Raw genomic sequence first — 17,194 nt, forward strand, 5'->3', positions numbered from 1 at the left:
CCAAAAAGGGAACCTCTTCCCCACGCGTTGTGGGGGGGTCCCCCAAAAGGACCCCCGACCCTCCTGGGTCCCCCCCCCCCCCTTGTCCCCCCTCTCCTGGGGGGGGGGGCGCCCCCCCGGCGGCGGGCCCGCCGCACCGGTTCCGGTCCGGCGGGCCGGTCCGCTCCCCCGGCTACCGAGCCAGGACCGCGATGAGGGCGCCGAGGAGCAGGAACGGGCCCACCGGGACGTCGAGTCCGCGCACCCTGCGGCGCCTGGCCAGTGCGGCGGCGGCCCGCAGGGTGCCCCAGAGACCGGCCAGCACCACCGCGGCGAACAGCCCGCCGAACGCCACGGCCCAGCCGTACCAGCCGAGCAGCCCGCCCAGGGCGAACCCGAGCGGGGAGTCGCCGGGCCCCAACGCCCCTGCCCAGACAGCGAGTTCGAGCAGCACGCCGACGGCCAGGGCGGCCAGCAGACAGCGCAGCAGCACCTCCGGGCGCCCCTCGACCAGGGCCGCCACCGTCAGCAGCACGGCCACTCCGGCGAGCAGGGCCAGATTCAGCCGGTGCGGCAGCCGGCGGACCCGCCCGTCCACGAAGCCCAGCGCCACACCGAGCGCGCCCGCCCAGCCCAGCGCGAGCGCCGGCGCCTGCGCCCCGTCCGCCGCGTACGCCACCGCCACCGCGACCGCCGCCGCGACCGCCTCCACCACCCCGGCGCCCGCGCCCAGCCGGCTCCGGCAGCCAAGGCAGCGCCCGGTCGGCGGCAGCAGCCGCACCGCGCGCCCGCACGACGGGCAGGCCGCGCACCAGGGTTCGCCCTCCGGCACGGCGAAGTAGACGATCAGCCCGCGCAGCGGCGGAGCCGCCAGGAGTCCGACCAGCACCGCCGCGGCCACGACCGGTACCACCGGCGCACCCCCTCCTCGATACGACGCACCGGCCACATCATCCCCCGCACGGGGTGTGCCGTCCGTCTCGTTCCGAACCGGAGCGGGCGCCCGTTCTCGCAATACGGGAGCATTCCGGACCACCCGGGGCACCGGTTCGGAAGGCCGCCGAATGCTCCGGCCTGCCGATCCAAGGACGCCGCGCGGGGCGCCTCCGCCACCCTCCCGCGACCCCCGGCGCGGGGCCCCCGGGTGCCCCTAAAGTAGGCAGGCATGCAGGTCATCCAGTCCAGCAAGCTCGCCAACGTCTGTTACGACATCCGCGGCCCGGTGCTCGACGAGGCGATGCGGCTGGAGGAACAAGGCCACCGCATCCTCAAGCTCAACACCGGCAACCCGGCCCTCTTCGGCTTCGAGGCCCCCCCGGAGATCCTCCAGGACATCCTGCGCAACCTCGCGAACGCGCACGGGTACGGCGACTCCAAGGGCCTGCTGTCGGCCCGCCGCGCGGTGGTCATGCACTACGAGGAGCGCGGCCTGCACGGGCTCTCCGTCGACGACGTCTTCCTCGGCAACGGCGTCTCCGAGCTGATCCAGCTGGCCATGACGGCACTGCTGGACGACGGCGACGAGGTGCTCGTCCCGGCGCCGGACTACCCGCTGTGGACCGCCTCGGTCTCGCTGGCCGGCGGCACCGCGGTGCACTACCGCTGCGACGAGCAGGCCGAGTGGTACCCGGACCTCGCCGACATCGAGGCCAAGGTCACCGACCGGACCAGGGCGATCGTGGTGATCAACCCGAACAACCCGACCGGAGCGGTCTACCCGCGCGAGGTGCTGGAGGGCATCGCCGAGATCGCCCGCCGGCACCAGCTGGTGGTCTACGCGGACGAGATCTACGACAAGATCCTCTACGACGACGCCGAGCACATCCCGCTGGCGACCCTGGCCCCGGACCTCTTCTGCGTCACCTTCAACGGACTGTCCAAGGCGTACCGGGTCGCGGGCTTCCGCTCCGGCTGGATGGTGCTCTCCGGCGACCGGCACCGCGCCCACAGCTACGTCGAGGGCCTGAACGTGCTGGCCTCGATGCGGCTGTGCGCCAACATGCCCGCCCAGCACGCGGTGGCCGCCGCGCTCGGCGGCCGGCAGTCGATCCGCGACCTGGTGCTGCCCGGCGGCCGGCTGCTCGCCTCCCGCGACGCGGCGTACGAGCTGCTGAACCGGATCCCAGGGGTGAGCTGCGTCAAGCCCAAGGGCGCGCTGTACGCCTTCCCTCGGCTCGATCCCAAGGTCTACAAGATCAAGGACGACGCCCGGATGGTGCTGGACCTGCTGCGCTCCCAGCGCATCCTGCTGGTCCAGGGCACCGGCTTCAACTGGCCCGAGCCCGACCACTTCCGGCTGGTCACCCTGCCCCGGCCGGAGGAGATCACCGACGCGGTGACCAGGATCGGCGACTTCCTCAGCGGCTACACCCAGCCGTGAGCCCTCCGGTGGAAGGGAGCTGAAGGGCGCGACGGCCGAGGGGCTGAAGGGCACGGCGGCCGGGGCCCTGACCGGAGCCGGGAAACACTACGGCCGGAGTCCCGGCCCGGGCGGTCTCCTTGGTCGGGGAAAGACCGTCCGGTGGAACTCCGGCCGTCCTGTCACTCGGCGGGCGCGCGGTTCGTGCCGCGCGCCCACCTCTCGCTCGGCTGAGGCTCAGCCGAGGCGCGCGACGAGGCTCCGGTACTCGTCCCACAGCTCCTTCGGGGTGTGGTCGCCGAACAGTTCCAGGTGGGCCGGCACCAGCGCGGCCTCCTGGCGCCAGATGTCGGTGTCCACGGTGAAGAGCAGGTCGAGGTCCTCCTCGGACAGCTTCAGGTCACCGAGGTCGAAGCCCTCGACCGTCGGCAGCACGCCGATCGGGGTCTCGACGCCCTCGCCGGTGCCCTCCAGGCGCTCGACGATCCACTTGAGCACGCGGCTGTTCTCGCCGTAGCCGGGCCAGACGAACTGGCCCTCGCTGTTCTTGCGGAACCAGTTCACGTAGTAGATCTTCGGCAGCTTGGCGGGGTCGGCCTGGGCGCCGATCTTCAGCCAGTGGGCGAAGTAGTCGCCCATGTTGTAGCCGCAGAACGGCAGCATCGCGAACGGGTCGCGGCGCAGCTCGCCGACGGTGCCCTCGGCGGCGGCGGTCTTCTCGGAGGCGATGTTGGCACCGAGGAAGACGCCGTGCTGCCAGTTGAAGGACTCCGTCACCAGCGGAACGGCGGTGGCGCGACGGCCGCCGAACAGGATCGCCGAGATCGGCACGCCCGCCGGGTCCTCCCACTCCGGGGCGATGGTCGGGCACTGCGCGGCCGGGACGGCGAAGCGGGCGTTCGGGTGGGCGGCCGGGGTGCCGGACTCGGGCGTCCAGTCGTTGCCGCGCCAGTCGGTCAGGTGCGCCGGGGGCTCCTCGGTCAGGCCCTCCCACCAGACGTCGCCGTCGTCGGTGAGGGCGACGTTGGTGAAGACGGTGTTGCCCCAGAGCGTGTCGATGGCGTTGGCGTTGGTGTCCACGCCGGTGCCGGGGGCGACGCCGAAGAAGCCGGCCTCGGGGTTGATGGCGTACAGGCGGCCGTCCTCGCCGAAGCGCATCCAGGCGATGTCGTCGCCGATCGTCTCGACCTTCCAGCCGGGGACGGTGGGCTGGAGCATCGCGAGGTTGGTCTTGCCGCAGGCCGACGGGAAGGCGGCCGCGACGTACTTCGGCTCCGACTCGCCGGCGGGGCCCGCCGGCGGGGTGAGCTTCAGGATGAGCATGTGCTCGGCCAGCCAGCCCTCGTCGCGGGCCATGGTCGAGGCGATGCGCAGCGCGTAGCACTTCTTGCCGAGCAGGGCGTTGCCGCCGTAGCCGGAGCCGAAGGACCAGATCTCGCGGGCCTCCGGGAAGTGCGAGATGTACTTGGTGCTGTTGCACGGCCACGGCACGTCCGCCTGGCCCTCGGCCAGCGGGGCGCCGACGGTGTGCACGGCCTTGACGAAGTCCCCGTCCTCGCCCAGCTGGTCGAGCACGGCCTGGCCCATGCGGGTCATCACCCGCATCGACACCGCGACGTAGGCGGAGTCGGTGATCTCGACGCCGTACGCGGCCAGCGGGGAGCCGACCGGCCCCATCGAGAAGGGCACGACGTACATCGTGCGGCCCTTCATCGCGCCGCGGAACAGGCCCTGCTCGCCCTGGAAGATCTCCCGCATCTCGGCGGGGGCCTTCCAGTGGTTGGTCGGGCCGGCGTCCTTCTCCTGCTCGGAGCAGATGAAGGTGCGGTCCTCCACGCGCGCCACGTCCGAGGGGTCCGAGGCGGCGTAGTAGGAGTTGGGGCGCTTCTCCTCGTTGAGCTTCTTGAAGGTTCCCTGAGCCACCAGCAGGTCCGCGAGGCGCTGGTACTCCTCGTCCGAGCCGTCACACCACTCGATGCGGTCCGGCTGGGTGAGCTCTGCGATCTCGCTCACCCAAGCGAGCAGCTGCTTGTGGCGGGTGGGCGCGGATGCGCTGAGAGCAGAGATCTCGTACGACACGATCGCTCCGTTTCACGCCGTCCCGGCGGGGAGACGGCGTTGCGGGGGTCTGAGGGTCTTTGCAGCGTAGCCCCGACAGGAGGGCCCAAACGCGGCGCACCGTCGAAATTGACGCATCTTTTACTACAGTAAGTATGACTACCGGCCAGTAATAGGTCACTCTCGGCCGAGCCGGAGTGCGCGGCGCCACACTGCAAACACTCCAAAACGTCCAACAGTGATGATCACCATTTCATTACGCACCAGTAACCTACGCACCCGTAGGTCGCAGGTAGCATGCTGCGCATGACTGCTGCCGCGCTCAGCGAGCGCCTCGCGGAGGGCCCTGCCGGGATCAGGGAGAGCAAGCCGAAGTGGCGCGGCTGGCTGCACGCCGGGATGTTCCCCGCCACCGTCGCCGCCGGGATCGTGCTGATCTGCCTGGCCGACTCGACGCCCGCCAGGATCGCCTGCGCGATCTACTCGGTCAGCGCCTGGCTGCTGTTCGGGGTCAGCGCGGTCTACCACCGCTTCAACTGGGGACCGCGCGGGGACGCCGTGCTCCGCCGGCTGGACCACGCGAACATCTTCCTGATCATCGCGGGCACCTACACGCCGTTCACGATCCTGCTGCTCCGCGGCGACAGCCGACAGATACTGCTCTGGGCGGTCTGGGGCGGGGCACTCGCCGGGATCGCCTTCCGGGTGTTCTGGGTCGGCGCGCCGCGCTGGCTGTACACGCCGGTGTACATCGCGCTGGGCTGGGCCGCCGCGTTCTTCCTCCCGGACTTCCTGCGCGCCGGCGGCGTCGCCGTCCTGGTGCTGATGATCGTCGGCGGGGTGCTCTACAGCGTCGGCGGCGTGGTGTACGGGCTCAAGCGGCCCGATCCGTCACCGCGCTGGTTCGGCTTCCACGAGGTGTTCCACGCCTTCACCCTCGGAGCCTTCATCGTGCAGTACGTCGGCGTCTCACTGGTGGCGTACAGCACGGCCGGCTGAACCCGGCGCGCCGCGACGGGCGGTCGTACGGTCCACGGACCGGACGGCCGCCCGTTCCGCCGTCCAGGGCCGCTCGTACGGAGCGCGGCTCTGCGGACGGCGCGGGTACGACGGACGGTCCCCGACGCCGGGCTCCGGCGTCCCGGCCTGCGCGGACCCGGTCCGGCCGGACCCGGCCTCGCGCGCCTGCCGCGCGTCCAGCGCCTCGCGCGCCCGGCGGCAGCGCTCGCAGTGCGCCGCGTCCGGGGCGCCACGCAGCGGACGGTGCCCGGCCGGGGAGGGCTGCCGGTGCAGGGCCCGCCAGCGGCGGCCGACGTACGCCATGAGCAGCAGCACCTCGGCTCCGGCGACCCCGAGGACCAGGGGAGCGCCGTTGACCAGATAGGCCGCGACCACGGCCAGCGCGGAGCCCACTCCCACGGCCGCGGCCCACATCTGGGCACCCGCACGCCTGTCGTCGCTGTCGGCCACTTCGGCTTCCCCTTTCCCGGCGCCCGGCTCGTGGTCGGCTCCTGCCGCCCCACCTCTTCTGCGCTCCCGGCACGCGTCGGCCAGCACTGACCGATAGCCACATGGTATCTACCGTCAGTCACCCGAAGCCTCCCCCAGGCGGCGAACGACAGATCAACGTTGCGTCAATTCCGCGTGCAGAGGAAGCACTTCCGCGACACATCACGGAGTGCACCCGGCCCAGGCACAGCACTACCGTGCAAAACCGAACTGACGGTAACCACCTTTCGATGGTTACCGTCAGTTGATGGTTGTTGCCGGCTTTGGGCCGCGGCCCCTGCCGAGAGTCCCCCGGGGTAGGCCGCCATGCCCGCCGCTCGCCGCCGCCATGGTCTCGCCGTCCACCTTCTTCCGCTACTTCGCCGCCAAGGAGGACCTCGTCCTCACCGACGAGCACGACCCGGCGATGACCTCGGTCCCGCTGTCCCGGGGAAGCACCGGGCTCGTGGGACGAGCGGGGCCCGGCCTGTTCGGCCGGACCCCGCCCGGTGTCAGCGGGTGCCCCGCCGGCGCCGCAGGACGACGCCCGTACCCACCAGCGCGGTGACGCCCAGGGCCGCGGCCGCCGTCACGGCCGGCAGCTCGGAGCCCGTACCCGCCGCCGCGTCCGGTGCCGGCGCCGCGTCCACCTGGTAGCCGCCGCCCTCGCCCGCCCGGTCGTACGCCGAGCCGGGCAGCTTGTCCCCGTACCGCTGGTGCACCAGCCGCTGGTACGCGGCCAGGGACACGCCGCCCGCGCCCACCGAGCGCGTCGCCTCCTCGTCCAGGGGCAGCACCCGGCCGTCGCGCAGCACGTACCAGGCGTTGACCTGCGGCTCCCGGAACGCGGTGCCGCCGCTGCCGGCCCCCTTCGCCGCGTAGTCGCTCTCGTCCCCGCCGGAGGCGATGTTGACCACGCGCCAGGTGTCGCCCTGGCGGACCGTCCAGACCGAGGCGGTCTGCCCGTCCGCCGCGACCACCTTGCTCGCCGTGAACTCCGCCTTCGCCACCGGCGCGCCCGGGGTGCCGGCCACGAAGCCCGCGTCCAGGGTGTAGACCGGCACGGTGTCCCCGGCCAGCCGGGGAGCCGCAGCGCTCGCCGCCTTCGCCTCCTCGGCGGCGCCGATGGTCAGCTGCTGGGTCGGCGGGACGCCCTTGCGGGCGAAGAAGTGGCCCACCTGGTCGAGCACCGACGGATCCTGGACGGCTCCGCGGGCCCGGGCCAGGTCGGCTGCGGGCACCGGTTCGGGGGCGCCGGCCGCGCTGCCGGCGCCCGCGCCGCTCGGGGTGTCGGCCTGCGCGGCCGGGGCGAGCGCCAGCGCGAGGCCGGCGGCGAGCAGGGCGGTGACGGCGGCCCGACGGGCCTTGCTTGACTCGGTCATGGTCGCCCTCACGCGCCGATCCGGTACAGGGAGTGGGTCCACGAGAACGTGTCGTTGTTCACGTAGTACGAGTAGTCCGCCCAGTTGTAGCGGTAGTTGGACGGCCACGGGTCGCCCCAGTAGACCCAGTTGTTACCGGTGTCGTAGCCGTACACGACGTGCATGTGCCCGCCGCCCGAACTCCACTGGATGCGGGTCTCGATCGGCCGGTTCGCGTTCACCTCGGACTGCACGGTGCTGTAGCGCAGGTAGCCGGTGACGTACGAGCCCGGGTTGATGCCCACCCAGTCCAGGCCGTTCTGCACATCGGCCAGCGACGCCTGGCTGTTGGGGCAGCTGGAGTCGGTCGCACGGCCGAACGCGGCGTTGCAGAACTGGTTCTGGCTGTAGTTGTAGCCGAACCAGGTGGCGATGGTGTTGCCGCTCGCCGCCCAGCACCAGTTGGTCTGCTGTTGCTGCTGCATGGTGATGTTGAGCTTCTTGTACGTGCCGGCCAGGTCGGCCGTGCTGCCGGGTGCGGCCGCCGGGCGGACCTGGGCCGGGGCCCGGTCCGCTGTGGGGGCGGCGACCGCGGGGGTGGACACTGCGGCGGTCAGCGCCGGGCCCAGCACGCCCAGGGCGAGCAGGGAGACCGCGCGACGCAGTCGTATCCGTGGAACTGGCATGGGGGATGCCTCCTTGCACAAGCGTTGCGAACTGCTGTGGGGGGCGCGGTCCGGATCGCGCCCCGAGCATCGCGCCGCTGCCGCAGACACGTCAACGGCCGTGGCACCAGTACTGGTTGGGTGTGAATGGAGCGGCCCGGCTGTGAACACCGGCCGGGAAACCACAGCGCCACCTGCCCGAACCGGTGACAAACCGGCCCAGGGATGTGAATATTCACGGTCAAAACCCGGACCCGCCGTCCAGGAGGCCGACATCCACCGGAGCGACCCCGCCGACCTCGCCGCCGCCCTGCGCACCGGCCCGTTCCACCTCGCCCTGCGCACTGCAATCACCGCCCGCGGCCTCGCCCTGCACCGCGTCCGCCGCCACCTCGCGCTGCGCGGCGTCCACGTCGGGGTCACCAGCCTCAGCTACTGGCAGCAGGGCCGCCGCCGACCGGAACGGCCCGAATCACTGCGCGCCGTCGCCGCCCTGGAAGAAGTCCTCGACCTGCCCGAACACTCCCTCACCCGACTGCTCGGCCCCCGCCGTGCCGCCGTCGCCGCCGCCGGACCACCCGTGCGCCCCTACCGCGACCTGATCTCCCCGCCCACCGCCGTCGACGACCTGCTCGCCACCCTCGCCGGCCCCCGCGACACCGGCCTGCACACCATCACCCACATCGAACGCATCCGCGTCGGCCCCGACCGCCAACTCACCCGCCGCGACTCCCAACACGCCCTGCGCGCCCACCGCGACGGCATCGACCGCTACCTCGCCCTCTACCAGGGCGACCCCGGCAGCGACATCACCCGCGTCGGCGTCCGCGCCGAGGAGAACTGCCGCCCCGGCCGCATCCGCCGCGACCACACCCACCACCTGCTCGCCGCCGAACTCCTCCTCGACCGCCGCCTGCGCGCCGGCGACACCCACCTCCTCGGCTACGGCTTCGACGACGCTCCCTCCCCCGAACCGAGCTGCGAATACGTCCGCGGCTTCAACTCCGGCGCAGGCCAGTACGTCCTCCAGATCACCTTCCACCCCGCCGCCCTGCCCGTCCGCTGCCACCGCATCGCCCTGCACTCGCCGGGCGAAGCGCCCTACGAGACGGAGGAACTGACCCTCGACGGGCACCGCTGCGTCCACCTGGTGGCGACGGCGATACGGCCCTGCATCCTGGGGATCAGGTGGGACTGGGAGTGACGGAGATCTGTGGACAGGGTGTCGCCACGCGCCGGGACCGCCTCATCCCCGCCGGCCCCGCAACGTGACTCCCCCGCTGCCGGTGACGACGGCCGCGATGTTGTCCAGCGAGGGCCCACCGCGCCCGTTCAGGTACTTGGTGTGCGCGTCGACGGGGTTGCCGCGGCTCCAGTCGTCGACGGTGAAGCGGTTCGCGCCGAAGCGCCTGCTCGACGGATCCCGTCCGTACCAGCGCTCGTCCGGGTCGATGCCGAACTTCGACGGAGCGTGCGTCACCACGTCGTTGTCGGCGGCGCCGACCCAGACGTGGCCGGGCGGCAGCCTGAGGTCGGCGGCCCTGTCCACGCCGACGCCCGGGCTGCCGACGAACACCACGTCGTCCGGCGGCGCGTGGCGGGACCCGGGCTGGGTGGCGAGCCTGGTGGCCCGGCCCACCAGGTACGAGCCGTAGCTGTGCCCGGCCGAGGTGAGGTGCGGAGGTCGATCGCCTTCGTGGCTCGCCCGTACGCCGCTCAGGAACCTCGCGTAGGCCGGAGCACCGTCCTTGGCCGCCTTCGTCGAGGCAGCACCGAAGTCCATCCCCGGCGAGTCGTACCCGAGCCAGACGATCGAGGCGACGGAGTGGCCGGCCGGGGCCCTGCCGCTCGCGGCGCGGTAGAGGTTCAGCGCGTTCTCCGCCTCGTTGGTCCCGTCGTTCGGCCCCGGCCCGAGGCTCGCCGTGGTGGTGGTGATGCCCGGCACGTAGGCGCAGACGTCGGTGGCGGTCTCCGGATTCCCGAAGGAGAGGATCGCCCGGCCCCGGCCCTCGCTGCCGAGACCGAGCAGGTAGACCGGCGGTTCCCCCCTGTGCTGCGAGAGGCGCGCGTCGATGGGCCCATAGCGGGCGAGCAGCTCCTTCTCGCTGGAACTCAGCTCCTGCGGATCCTTCTGCCTGATCCGCTTCATCAGGTTCCGGAGGTGCTCGCGGTTCACCGCGTCCCGCACCTGCGCCGGAATGCCGTCGAGATTGCCGAGCACCTCGGGGTGGTGGCTGAGGAACCACTGCCGCCCCTGCGGGCCGAGCCCCTTCCACCAGGCGTTGACCTCCGCCGGGTCGGCGTCCTTGCCGGGCAGGTCCCGCTGCCACAGCGGGTTGCCGGCATCGCCGAACCGGTCCGGGTACGCATCGGCGTCGGCCGTCCGTTCGTCCAGGCCCGACGCGTCCTCGGCGCGCTCCGCGAACCTGTCCAGCGCGCCGGCCAGCCTGGTGTCGGCGTCAGCCGCGTCGGCGAGTGCCTTGCCGATCCGGCGGCTGATCTCTTCGGCGGCCGCCTGCTGTCCGGCCTCCCAGTCGGGGGCCTGGAACGGGTTGGTCGACGCGGGGCGGCTCACCGCGCCGCTGTCGCTGACCGAGAAGCCCTTGGTCCGGGCGTCGGCCAGCGCCTGGGTGAGCCGGCCCTGGGCGAGCGTCACGGCATCGGCGCAGTCGCGGATCTGCTTGCCGATGAGGCCGAGCTCGGTCACCGCCGCGCGGATCTTGCCGGTGATGCCGTCCAGCACCGGGGTCGCCGCGGCGGCCGCCGGGCCGGTCCACCCGGATCCGTGGACCCGGTCGGCGGTCCCGCTCCTCCAGTCCGTGGAGTGCTGGGACATCGCCGTGGCCAGCGCGTCGTACGCGTCCGCCGCCGCGTGGAGGTCCGCCGGTTCGGCGGTCCGCAGACTCGCGATGTCCATGCCCTGCTTACCCCCTTGGTGACTTTTTGCGTTCATCCCGACACCCACCGCTACCATAGCGGCTGCCGCCGACACGGGTGCCAGGGGAGGAGCAGGGGAGAAGATGGGGCAGGATCCGGAATTCACCGTCAGGCCCGGCGAGTTGACCGCCGCCGGGAACAACGCCGTGGCAGTGGCGGGGAAGGTCCCGGACGAGACGGCGAGGCTGGCGGAGCCCAGCGGCAAGGCGGCCGGGAGCCTTCCGGGGTGGCGGAGCGGGGCGGCGCTACGGAGGTGCGGCGCCGCCTGGAAGGCGGTGCTGGACGGCCTCGCGGCTGACCTGGAGTCGGCCGGGGGCAACCTCATCACCTGCGCGCAGACCTACCGGGACGCCGACCGCCCACCGCCGCCGGCCCGGGCCACCGCCACCGCCACCGCCACCGCCACCGCCACCGATCCCTTCGACACCACGGTGGTGGGGTGACCGGCGGCCGCCCGGCCGAGGACGCGTGATCCGCCTACCCGGGGAGGAAGTCCAGGACCACCGCGTCGTCCACGGGCCGGTACCCGATCTGCTGGTAGACCGAGTTGCTGGTCGGATTGGACAGGTCCGTGTAGAGCAGCACCTCCTCCGCCCCCAGCGCGAGCATGTGCGCGCTGGCGGCGGCCGTGACGGCGCCGGCGTAGCCGCGACGGCGGTGTTCCGCGGGGGTGTAGACGGGCCCGATACGGGACATCCCGGCGAGGACGGGGCTCGCTCCGGCCAGGGAGACGGGCCGGCCACCGGCCTCCCAGAGGTGGAACCCGCCGTGCGCGATCTTGTTGTCGACGGCCTTCGGCACGTCGATCCTCGGCACGGTGACCTCGGACAGGAACCCGTGGTACCAGCGGATCGCCAACTCACGGTCGGCCGGCCCGGCGAGCCGGTGGCGGCCGGCCGGGGGCCGCGGCGGCCCGGTCAACTCGCCGAGGCGGTAGAGCCGTTCACGGACCCGTACGGTCTGCGTGGCGCCGGTGGCGGCGGTCCAGGCCGCGCCGAAGGCGTGGGCCTCCTCGGCTCCGCCGCCGACCGCGGTCACCTCGGTGAACCCGCTGCCGGCCTCGGCCAGGCGCACCGCCAGCTCGGCGGCCGCGGCGGGCGGCATGGCGGAGAGCCGGGGCGGGAAGGGCGGCGTCTGGAGGAAGGCGCCCTCGACGGGGGCGCCTTCCCCGTTCCGCCACCACCCGAAGACCGGCGGGCGGTTTCCGAAAGCGTCGAGCCCGGCTTCGGCGAGCCGGTGGGCGATGGTGATCAGGACGGTGTTCTCGGCCGGCCGGGCGGCGAGCAGGCCGCCGGCCTGCTCGCGGAATTCACCGAGCGAGGTGCTGAGAGTCCAGGTCATGAGCCATTCTCACCCCGGCCGGCCGGCGCCCGCCAACGATCGTCCGCCCACCGGAGGGGCCACTTTCACTCGACCGCCACCCCGAGCCGCTCGCCGAGCGCCGCCGGGTCCGTGGTCGGCGCGTCGCAGGCGAAGTGCCGGCACACGTACGCGGCGGGTGCCCCGTCGACCAGCGGCCGGTCGGCCAGCAGCGGCACCTCGGTGTCGCCCGGCTCCCCCACCGCGACGACGGCCCCCGGTGCCGTCCCCAGCAGCGCGGCCCGCCGCAGCGCGGCGGTGGCCCGGTCCCCGGTGGGGCCGACGACGGCGACCTCACGCGGTCCGTCCATCAGCGCCTCCGCGACGGCCAGCCCCCAGCCGATGAACCGCGGGGCCCGCCCGGCGAGCGCGCCGACGATGCCGAGGGCGCGCTCGGCGGCCGTGCGGTGCCGGTCGGAGCCGGTGTACGCGGCGTACGTCAGCAGGGCCCCGGCGGCGGCGGTCCAGCCGGAGGGGGTGGCGTTGTCGGTCGGGTCCTGCGGGCGGCGGATGAGTTCCTCGGCGTCGTCGGCGGTGTCGTACAACGCGCCGGAGGCCTCGTCGGTGAAGTGCTTGAGCACGGTGTCGAGCAGCCCGCCGGCCAGTTCGAGCCAGGAGGCGTCGCCGGTGACGGCGTACAGCGCGAGGAAGCCCTCGGCGGTGTCGGCGTAGTCCTCCAGGACGGCCGCGTTGCCGCCCGCCCGGCCGTCCCGGGAGGTGCGCAGCAGCCGCCCGTCGGAGGTGAGGTGGACGGCGAGCAGCAGGTCGGCGGCGCGTTCGGCGGCGTCGACCAGGTCGGGGCGGTCCAGCAGGGCGCCGGTCTCGGCGAGCGCGGCGATGGCGAGGCCGTTCCAGGCGGCGACCACCTTGTCGTCCCGGGCCGGGGCGGGCCGCGCCGACCGTGCCTCGAGCAGCCGCGCGCGGATGGTCTCGTACTCGGTGAAGTCCTCGGGTTCGACGAGGAGTTGGAGCACCGAGGTGCCGTGTTCGAAGGTGCCGTCGGCGGTGACGGTGAACAGCCGGGCGGCGGTGGCCGCGTCGGCCGGGCCGAGCAGGTCGACCAACTGGCCGGGCTCCCACACGTAGTAGGCGCCCTCGGCGGTGGTGCCGGTCTCCTCGTCCAGGCTGTCGGCGTCCAGCGCGGAGGCGAACGCGCCCTCGGGCGTGCGGAGTTCACGCAGCAGGAAGTCCGCGGTGGACAGTGCGACCCGCCGGGCGAGTCCGGAGCCGGTGGCCCGCCATAGGTGCAGGTAGGCGCGCAGCAGCAGGGCGTTGTCGTAGAGCATCTTCTCGAAGTGCGGCACCACCCAGCCGGCGTCCACCGAGTACCGGGCGAAGCCGCCGCCGAGCTGGTCGTGGATGCCGCCGCGGGCCATCGCCTCGGCGGTGCGGACGGCCATCTCCAGGGCCGCCTCGGAGCCGGTCCGGGCGTGGTGGCGCAGCAGGAACTCGATCACCATGGCCGGGGGGAACTTGGGCGCCCCGCCGAAGCCGCCGCGGTTCTGGTCGAACTCGCGGCTGAGGGCGACCAGCGCCTGGTGCAGGTCGGCCTCGCCGGGCGGGTGGTGGGCGCCGGCCGAGTAGACGGCGGCCCGGTCGGCCAGCTCCGCCCGGATCCGTCCGGCGACCTCGCCGACCTCCTGCCGCCGGTCCCGCCAGGCGGCGTGCACGCCTTCCAGCACCTGCCGGAAGGACGGCATCCCGTGCCGGGGCTGCGGCGGGAAGTACGTGCCGAAGTAGAACGGCTCCTTCTCCGACGTCAGGAACACCGTCATCGGCCAACCGCCCTGCCCGGTCGCCGCCTGCACGGCCTCCATGTAGACGGCGTCGACGTCGGGCCGCTCCTCCCGGTCCACCTTGACCGCGACGAACCGCTCGTTCAGGTACCCGGCGAGCCCGGCGTCCTCGAAGCTCTCGTGTGCCATCACATGGCACCAGTGGCAGGCGGCGTACCCCACACTCAGCAGGACCGGCACCCCCCGCCGCTCCGCCTCCGCGAAGGCCTCGGGCCCCCACGGCCACCAGTCGACCGGGTTCTCGGCATGCTGCAGCAGGTACGGCGAGGTCGCGTCCGCGAGACGGTTCGGCATGCGCCCATCCTCCCGCATCGGAGGCGGGAGGACGGGCCACGGCGCGTGGGCAGGACGCGTCGGCCCGGCAGGACGCCTCGGCGCCGCAGCCATTCAGCCCCGCAGAACCCATCGGTCCGGCGCGGCGGCTCCCCGCCGCCGGCCGGGCCCCGGGATCACTCCTTGGGAGCCTCCGGCTCCTCCGTGAAGTCGACCTTCTTGAACTGCCGGTTCATCGACTTGGCCAGGAACCAGGTCGCCACGCCGAGCGCGGCGAAGACGACGAAGCCGAGGAGACCGGGGGTGACCTTGGCGTCGTCGACGGCGAGGTCAGCGGCGAGGTGGACGAGGTTCACGGGCGCACTCATATCTCTATGGTGGCCCGGCTCACGGCGAGCCGGGCCGTCGGGGGGTGGTTCAGTCGCGCGTGTCGGCGGCCTCGGCCACCAGGGTGGGGGTGCGCAGGCCGGCGAACAGGTCGTCCTCCGGCAGGTCCACGTCGATCAGGGTACGGGCGAGCTCGTAGTCCTCGGTGGGCCAGACCTCCCGCTGGACCTCCAGCGGGACGCGGAACCACGGCCCGTCGGGGTCGATCTGGGTGGCGTGGGCGATCAGCGCGCGGTCGCGGGTCGGGAACCAGTCGTCGCAGCGCACCCGGGTGGTGATCTCGCGCTCCTTGCGGCCGCTCTTCTCCCAGCCGGCGATCCACTCGCCGTACGGGGAGTCGAGGCCGTGCTCGGTGAGGTACTGGTGCAGCGCCCGGATGCGGCCCATCGGGAAGCCGTGGTTGTAGTAGAGCTTCAGCGGCTGCCAGGGGTCGCCGGCCCCGGGGTATGCGTCCGGGTCACCGGCGGCGTCGAAGGCCAGCATGGTGATCTTGTGGGTCATGATGTGGTCCGGGTGCGGGTAGCCGCCGTTCTCGTCGTAGGTCGTGATGACCTGCGGCTTGAACTCGCGGATCAGCCGGACCAGCGGCTCGGCCGCCTCCTTGACGTCCTGCAGGGCGAAGCAGCCCTCGGGCAGCGGCGGCAGCGGGTCCCCCTCCGGCAGACCGGAGTCGACGAAGCCCAGCCACGCCTGCTTGACGCCGAGGATCGCCCGCGCCTCGTCCATCTCCTTGCGCCGGACCTCGTGGATGTTCTCCTCGACGTACGGGTCCCCCTGGAGCTTGGGGTTGAGGACCGACCCGCGCTCGCCCCCCGTGCAGGTGGCCACGAGCACGTCCACGCCCTGGTCGACGTACATGGCCATGGTGGCCGCGCCCTTGCTGGACTCGTCGTCCGGGTGGGCGTGCACCGCCATCAGTCGCAACTGCTCACTCAACGCCTTGCGTTCCTTCCACATCGTCGGGCGTCCCGCGAAGTCCCGGTCTGCCCACCGTACGAACCGCTCACGCGGGACCGCGTCGCCGCAAGGCCGACCCCCGGCCGGATGGCCGGCGCGGCCGAGCCCCGCCCCGCCGGACCGGCCGCGGGCGTGTCCCTCCTATAGTGACGGTCTGGAGGAGCGCCGCATTCCCCCGCACCCCCCGCGCGGCCCCTCCCCCCGGGAAAGGACGAAGCCCGATGACTGCACCGAGCACCGCCGCCCAGCTGCCCGAGGGCCGCTACGGCCGGAGCGGCGACAGCGAGTCGGACCGCCGCCTGAAGGTGGTCGGCGCGGTCTGCGGCGTGCTCGGGCTGGGGCTGATCGCCTGGCTGGGCGGCTCCTACCTGCTGCGCGAGTCGAAGATCAACGGCTCGGTGCCGACCTTCCAGGTGCTGTCCGACTCCGAGGTCCGACTGCACCTGACCGTGAGCAAGGACGACGGGACGGCGGGCACCTGCACGGTCCGTTCGCAGGGCGACGACCACGCGGTGGTCGGGGTGGCGGACTTCCCCGTCCCGGCGGCCGGCTCGAGCTACGAGGCCACCGTCACCCTGCGCACCACCGCCCGCGGCACCACCGCCGAGCTGCTGGGCTGCACCCCGGCGAAGTAAGCCGCGCGGCGCGCCGGTGACGCCGCCGCGCCACGCCCGGCGAAGGTGGCGGAACGGCGGCGGTAGGCATATTCGTCCGGCGGAACGGGCATCCGTAGGTGGTCTCCCACCCGGTTCCTGTCCACCGTGGCGTCACGCGGTCGTCAATGACGCGCCGACGCCTCTCCCGCCCGTCGGCGGGACTTGTTAGGCTCGTGGTTTCGCCCCTTCCGCACCGGATGGTACGGGAGCGGGCGTTGCTTTGTAGTTAAGACCGAAATTCACCGACCGATCCTGCTGACGACTCACACCCTCAGCACAGCCCCCAGCACCTACGAGGAGCACCTGTGACCCAGACCAGTGAGAACGTGACCTGGCTCACTCAGGCCGGCTACGACCAGCTCAAGGCCGAGCTGGATCACCTGACCGGGCCCTGGCGCATCGAGATCGCCCAGAAGATCGAGGCGGCGCGCGAGGAGGGCGACCTCAAGGAGAACGCCGGCTACCACGCGGCGAAGGAGGAGCAGGGCAAGTACGAGCTGCGCATCCGCCAGCTGACCCAGCTGCTGGAGCGCGCGAAGGTCGGCGAGGCCCCGGCCGACTCGGGTGTGGTGGCCCCGGGCATGATCGTGACGGTCGCCTTCGACGGTGACGAGGACGACCTGATGGAGTTCCTGCTGGCCTCCCGCGAGGTCGCGGGCGCCGCCGACCTGGACGTCTACTCGCCGCAGTCCCCGCTGGGCCGCGCGATCGACGGCAAGAGCATCGGTGACGAGGCCACCTACGAGCTGCCGAACGGCAAGCCGGCCATGGTGAAGATCGTCAAGGTCGTGCCGTACACCGGCTGACCCGCCCCCACGCACTGGCCGAGGGGGGGGGGGGGGGGGGGGGGGGGGGGGGGGGGGGGGGGGGGGGGGGGGGGGGGCCCAGAACCGGCCGCGATAAAGCGGGTGTGGGACCC

General features: G+C 72.9%; 16 protein-coding genes and 1 pseudogene. 7 read left to right on the forward strand and 10 right to left on the reverse strand.

All coding sequences use genetic code 11. The features are described 5' to 3' along the window. Nucleotides 1–172: 172 nt before the first annotated feature. Nucleotides 173–892: a prepilin peptidase gene (locus ACZ4WV_RS24500; protein WP_465750141.1), complete on the reverse strand. Its 720-nt coding sequence runs from the start codon at nt 890–892 to the stop codon at nt 173–175. Nucleotides 893–1,144: 252 nt separating this feature from the next. On the opposite strand from ACZ4WV_RS24500, the gene ACZ4WV_RS24505 reads away from it, so the two are divergent. Continuing rightward, nucleotides 1,145–2,359, forward strand: coding sequence for a pyridoxal phosphate-dependent aminotransferase (locus ACZ4WV_RS24505; RefSeq protein ID WP_465750143.1), 1,215 nt, complete (start codon nt 1,145–1,147; stop codon nt 2,357–2,359). A 216-nt stretch (nt 2,360–2,575) separates the two neighbouring features. Here the strand turns inward: ACZ4WV_RS24505 and ACZ4WV_RS24510 are convergent, their stop codons facing one another. Next, a complete protein-coding gene (locus tag ACZ4WV_RS24510; RefSeq protein WP_465750145.1) occupies nt 2,576–4,417 on the reverse strand; it encodes a phosphoenolpyruvate carboxykinase (GTP) in 1,842 nt (613 codons plus the stop codon). A 285-nt stretch (nt 4,418–4,702) separates the two neighbouring features. Here ACZ4WV_RS24510 and trhA point away from each other — a divergent pair, with 285 nt between their 5' ends. Continuing rightward, nucleotides 4,703–5,395, forward strand: a complete 693-nt coding sequence (gene trhA / locus ACZ4WV_RS24515) for a PAQR family membrane homeostasis protein TrhA (protein ID WP_465750147.1) — start codon at nt 4,703–4,705, stop codon at nt 5,393–5,395. On the opposite strand, the gene ACZ4WV_RS24520 is transcribed toward trhA, so the two are convergent. Then, nucleotides 5,366–5,866: a hypothetical protein gene (locus tag ACZ4WV_RS24520; protein ID WP_465750149.1), complete on the reverse strand. Its 501-nt coding sequence runs from the start codon at nt 5,864–5,866 to the stop codon at nt 5,366–5,368. The genes trhA and ACZ4WV_RS24520 overlap by 30 nt on opposite strands. A gap of 358 nt (nt 5,867–6,224) precedes the next feature. Here ACZ4WV_RS24520 and ACZ4WV_RS24525 point away from each other — a divergent pair. Continuing rightward, a pseudogene (locus tag ACZ4WV_RS24525) lies at nt 6,225–6,320 on the forward strand (TetR family transcriptional regulator); the annotation flags it as partial. A gap of 76 nt (nt 6,321–6,396) precedes the next feature. Here ACZ4WV_RS24525 and ACZ4WV_RS24530 read toward each other — a convergent pair. Together ACZ4WV_RS24530 and ACZ4WV_RS24535 are read right to left on the reverse strand one after the other, a co-directional pair. Continuing rightward, nucleotides 6,397–7,266 carry a hypothetical protein gene (locus ACZ4WV_RS24530; RefSeq protein WP_465750151.1) on the reverse strand — a complete coding sequence of 290 codons (870 nt, stop codon included), beginning with the start codon at nt 7,264–7,266 and terminating at the stop codon, nt 6,397–6,399. Between the two features lie 8 nt (nt 7,267–7,274). Continuing rightward, nucleotides 7,275–7,931, reverse strand: coding sequence for a papain-like cysteine protease family protein (locus tag ACZ4WV_RS24535; RefSeq protein ID WP_465750153.1), 657 nt, complete (start codon nt 7,929–7,931; stop codon nt 7,275–7,277). 253 nt (nt 7,932–8,184) lie between these two features. Between ACZ4WV_RS24535 and ACZ4WV_RS24540 the strand changes: the two genes are divergently transcribed. Next, the gene (locus ACZ4WV_RS24540; protein ID WP_465750233.1) at nt 8,185–9,114 is read left to right on the forward strand and encodes a hypothetical protein; all 930 of its coding nucleotides are present in this window, start codon (nt 8,185–8,187) and stop codon (nt 9,112–9,114) included. A 42-nt stretch (nt 9,115–9,156) separates the two neighbouring features. Here the strand turns inward: ACZ4WV_RS24540 and ACZ4WV_RS24545 are convergent, their stop codons facing one another. Continuing rightward, nucleotides 9,157–10,827, reverse strand: coding sequence for an alpha/beta hydrolase (locus tag ACZ4WV_RS24545; protein WP_465750155.1), 1,671 nt, complete (start codon nt 10,825–10,827; stop codon nt 9,157–9,159). A 103-nt stretch (nt 10,828–10,930) separates the two neighbouring features. Between ACZ4WV_RS24545 and ACZ4WV_RS24550 the strand changes: the two genes are divergently transcribed. Continuing rightward, the gene (locus ACZ4WV_RS24550; protein WP_465750157.1) at nt 10,931–11,290 is read left to right on the forward strand and encodes a hypothetical protein; all 360 of its coding nucleotides are present in this window, start codon (nt 10,931–10,933) and stop codon (nt 11,288–11,290) included. A 34-nt stretch (nt 11,291–11,324) separates the two neighbouring features. Here the strand turns inward: ACZ4WV_RS24550 and ACZ4WV_RS24555 are convergent, their stop codons facing one another. The 4 genes from ACZ4WV_RS24555 to mca form a co-directional block, all read right to left on the reverse strand. Further along, nucleotides 11,325–12,188 carry a GNAT family N-acetyltransferase gene (locus ACZ4WV_RS24555; RefSeq protein ID WP_465750159.1) on the reverse strand — a complete coding sequence of 288 codons (864 nt, stop codon included), beginning with the start codon at nt 12,186–12,188 and terminating at the stop codon, nt 11,325–11,327. Between the two features lie 65 nt (nt 12,189–12,253). After that, a complete protein-coding gene (locus ACZ4WV_RS24560; protein WP_465750161.1) occupies nt 12,254–14,296 on the reverse strand; it encodes a thioredoxin domain-containing protein in 2,043 nt (680 codons plus the stop codon). 155 nt (nt 14,297–14,451) lie between these two features. Further along, nucleotides 14,452–14,643, reverse strand: coding sequence for a hypothetical protein (locus ACZ4WV_RS24565; RefSeq protein ID WP_031076542.1), 192 nt, complete (start codon nt 14,641–14,643; stop codon nt 14,452–14,454). Nucleotides 14,644–14,692: 49 nt separating this feature from the next. Then, nucleotides 14,693–15,598: a mycothiol conjugate amidase Mca gene (gene mca, locus ACZ4WV_RS24570; protein WP_465750163.1), complete on the reverse strand. Its 906-nt coding sequence runs from the start codon at nt 15,596–15,598 to the stop codon at nt 14,693–14,695. 242 nt (nt 15,599–15,840) lie between these two features. Between mca and ACZ4WV_RS24575 the strand changes: the two genes are divergently transcribed. Then, nucleotides 15,841–16,254 carry a DUF4307 domain-containing protein gene (locus tag ACZ4WV_RS24575; RefSeq protein WP_465750165.1) on the forward strand — a complete coding sequence of 138 codons (414 nt, stop codon included), beginning with the start codon at nt 15,841–15,843 and terminating at the stop codon, nt 16,252–16,254. Between the two features lie 326 nt (nt 16,255–16,580). After that, nucleotides 16,581–17,081 (forward strand): transcription elongation factor GreA, encoded by a 501-nt coding sequence (gene greA, locus ACZ4WV_RS24580; RefSeq protein ID WP_465750167.1) that lies wholly within the window; start codon nt 16,581–16,583, stop codon nt 17,079–17,081. Nucleotides 17,082–17,194: the final 113 nt, after the last annotated feature.

Source organism: Kitasatospora sp. NPDC029312 (genome assembly GCF_055569215.1).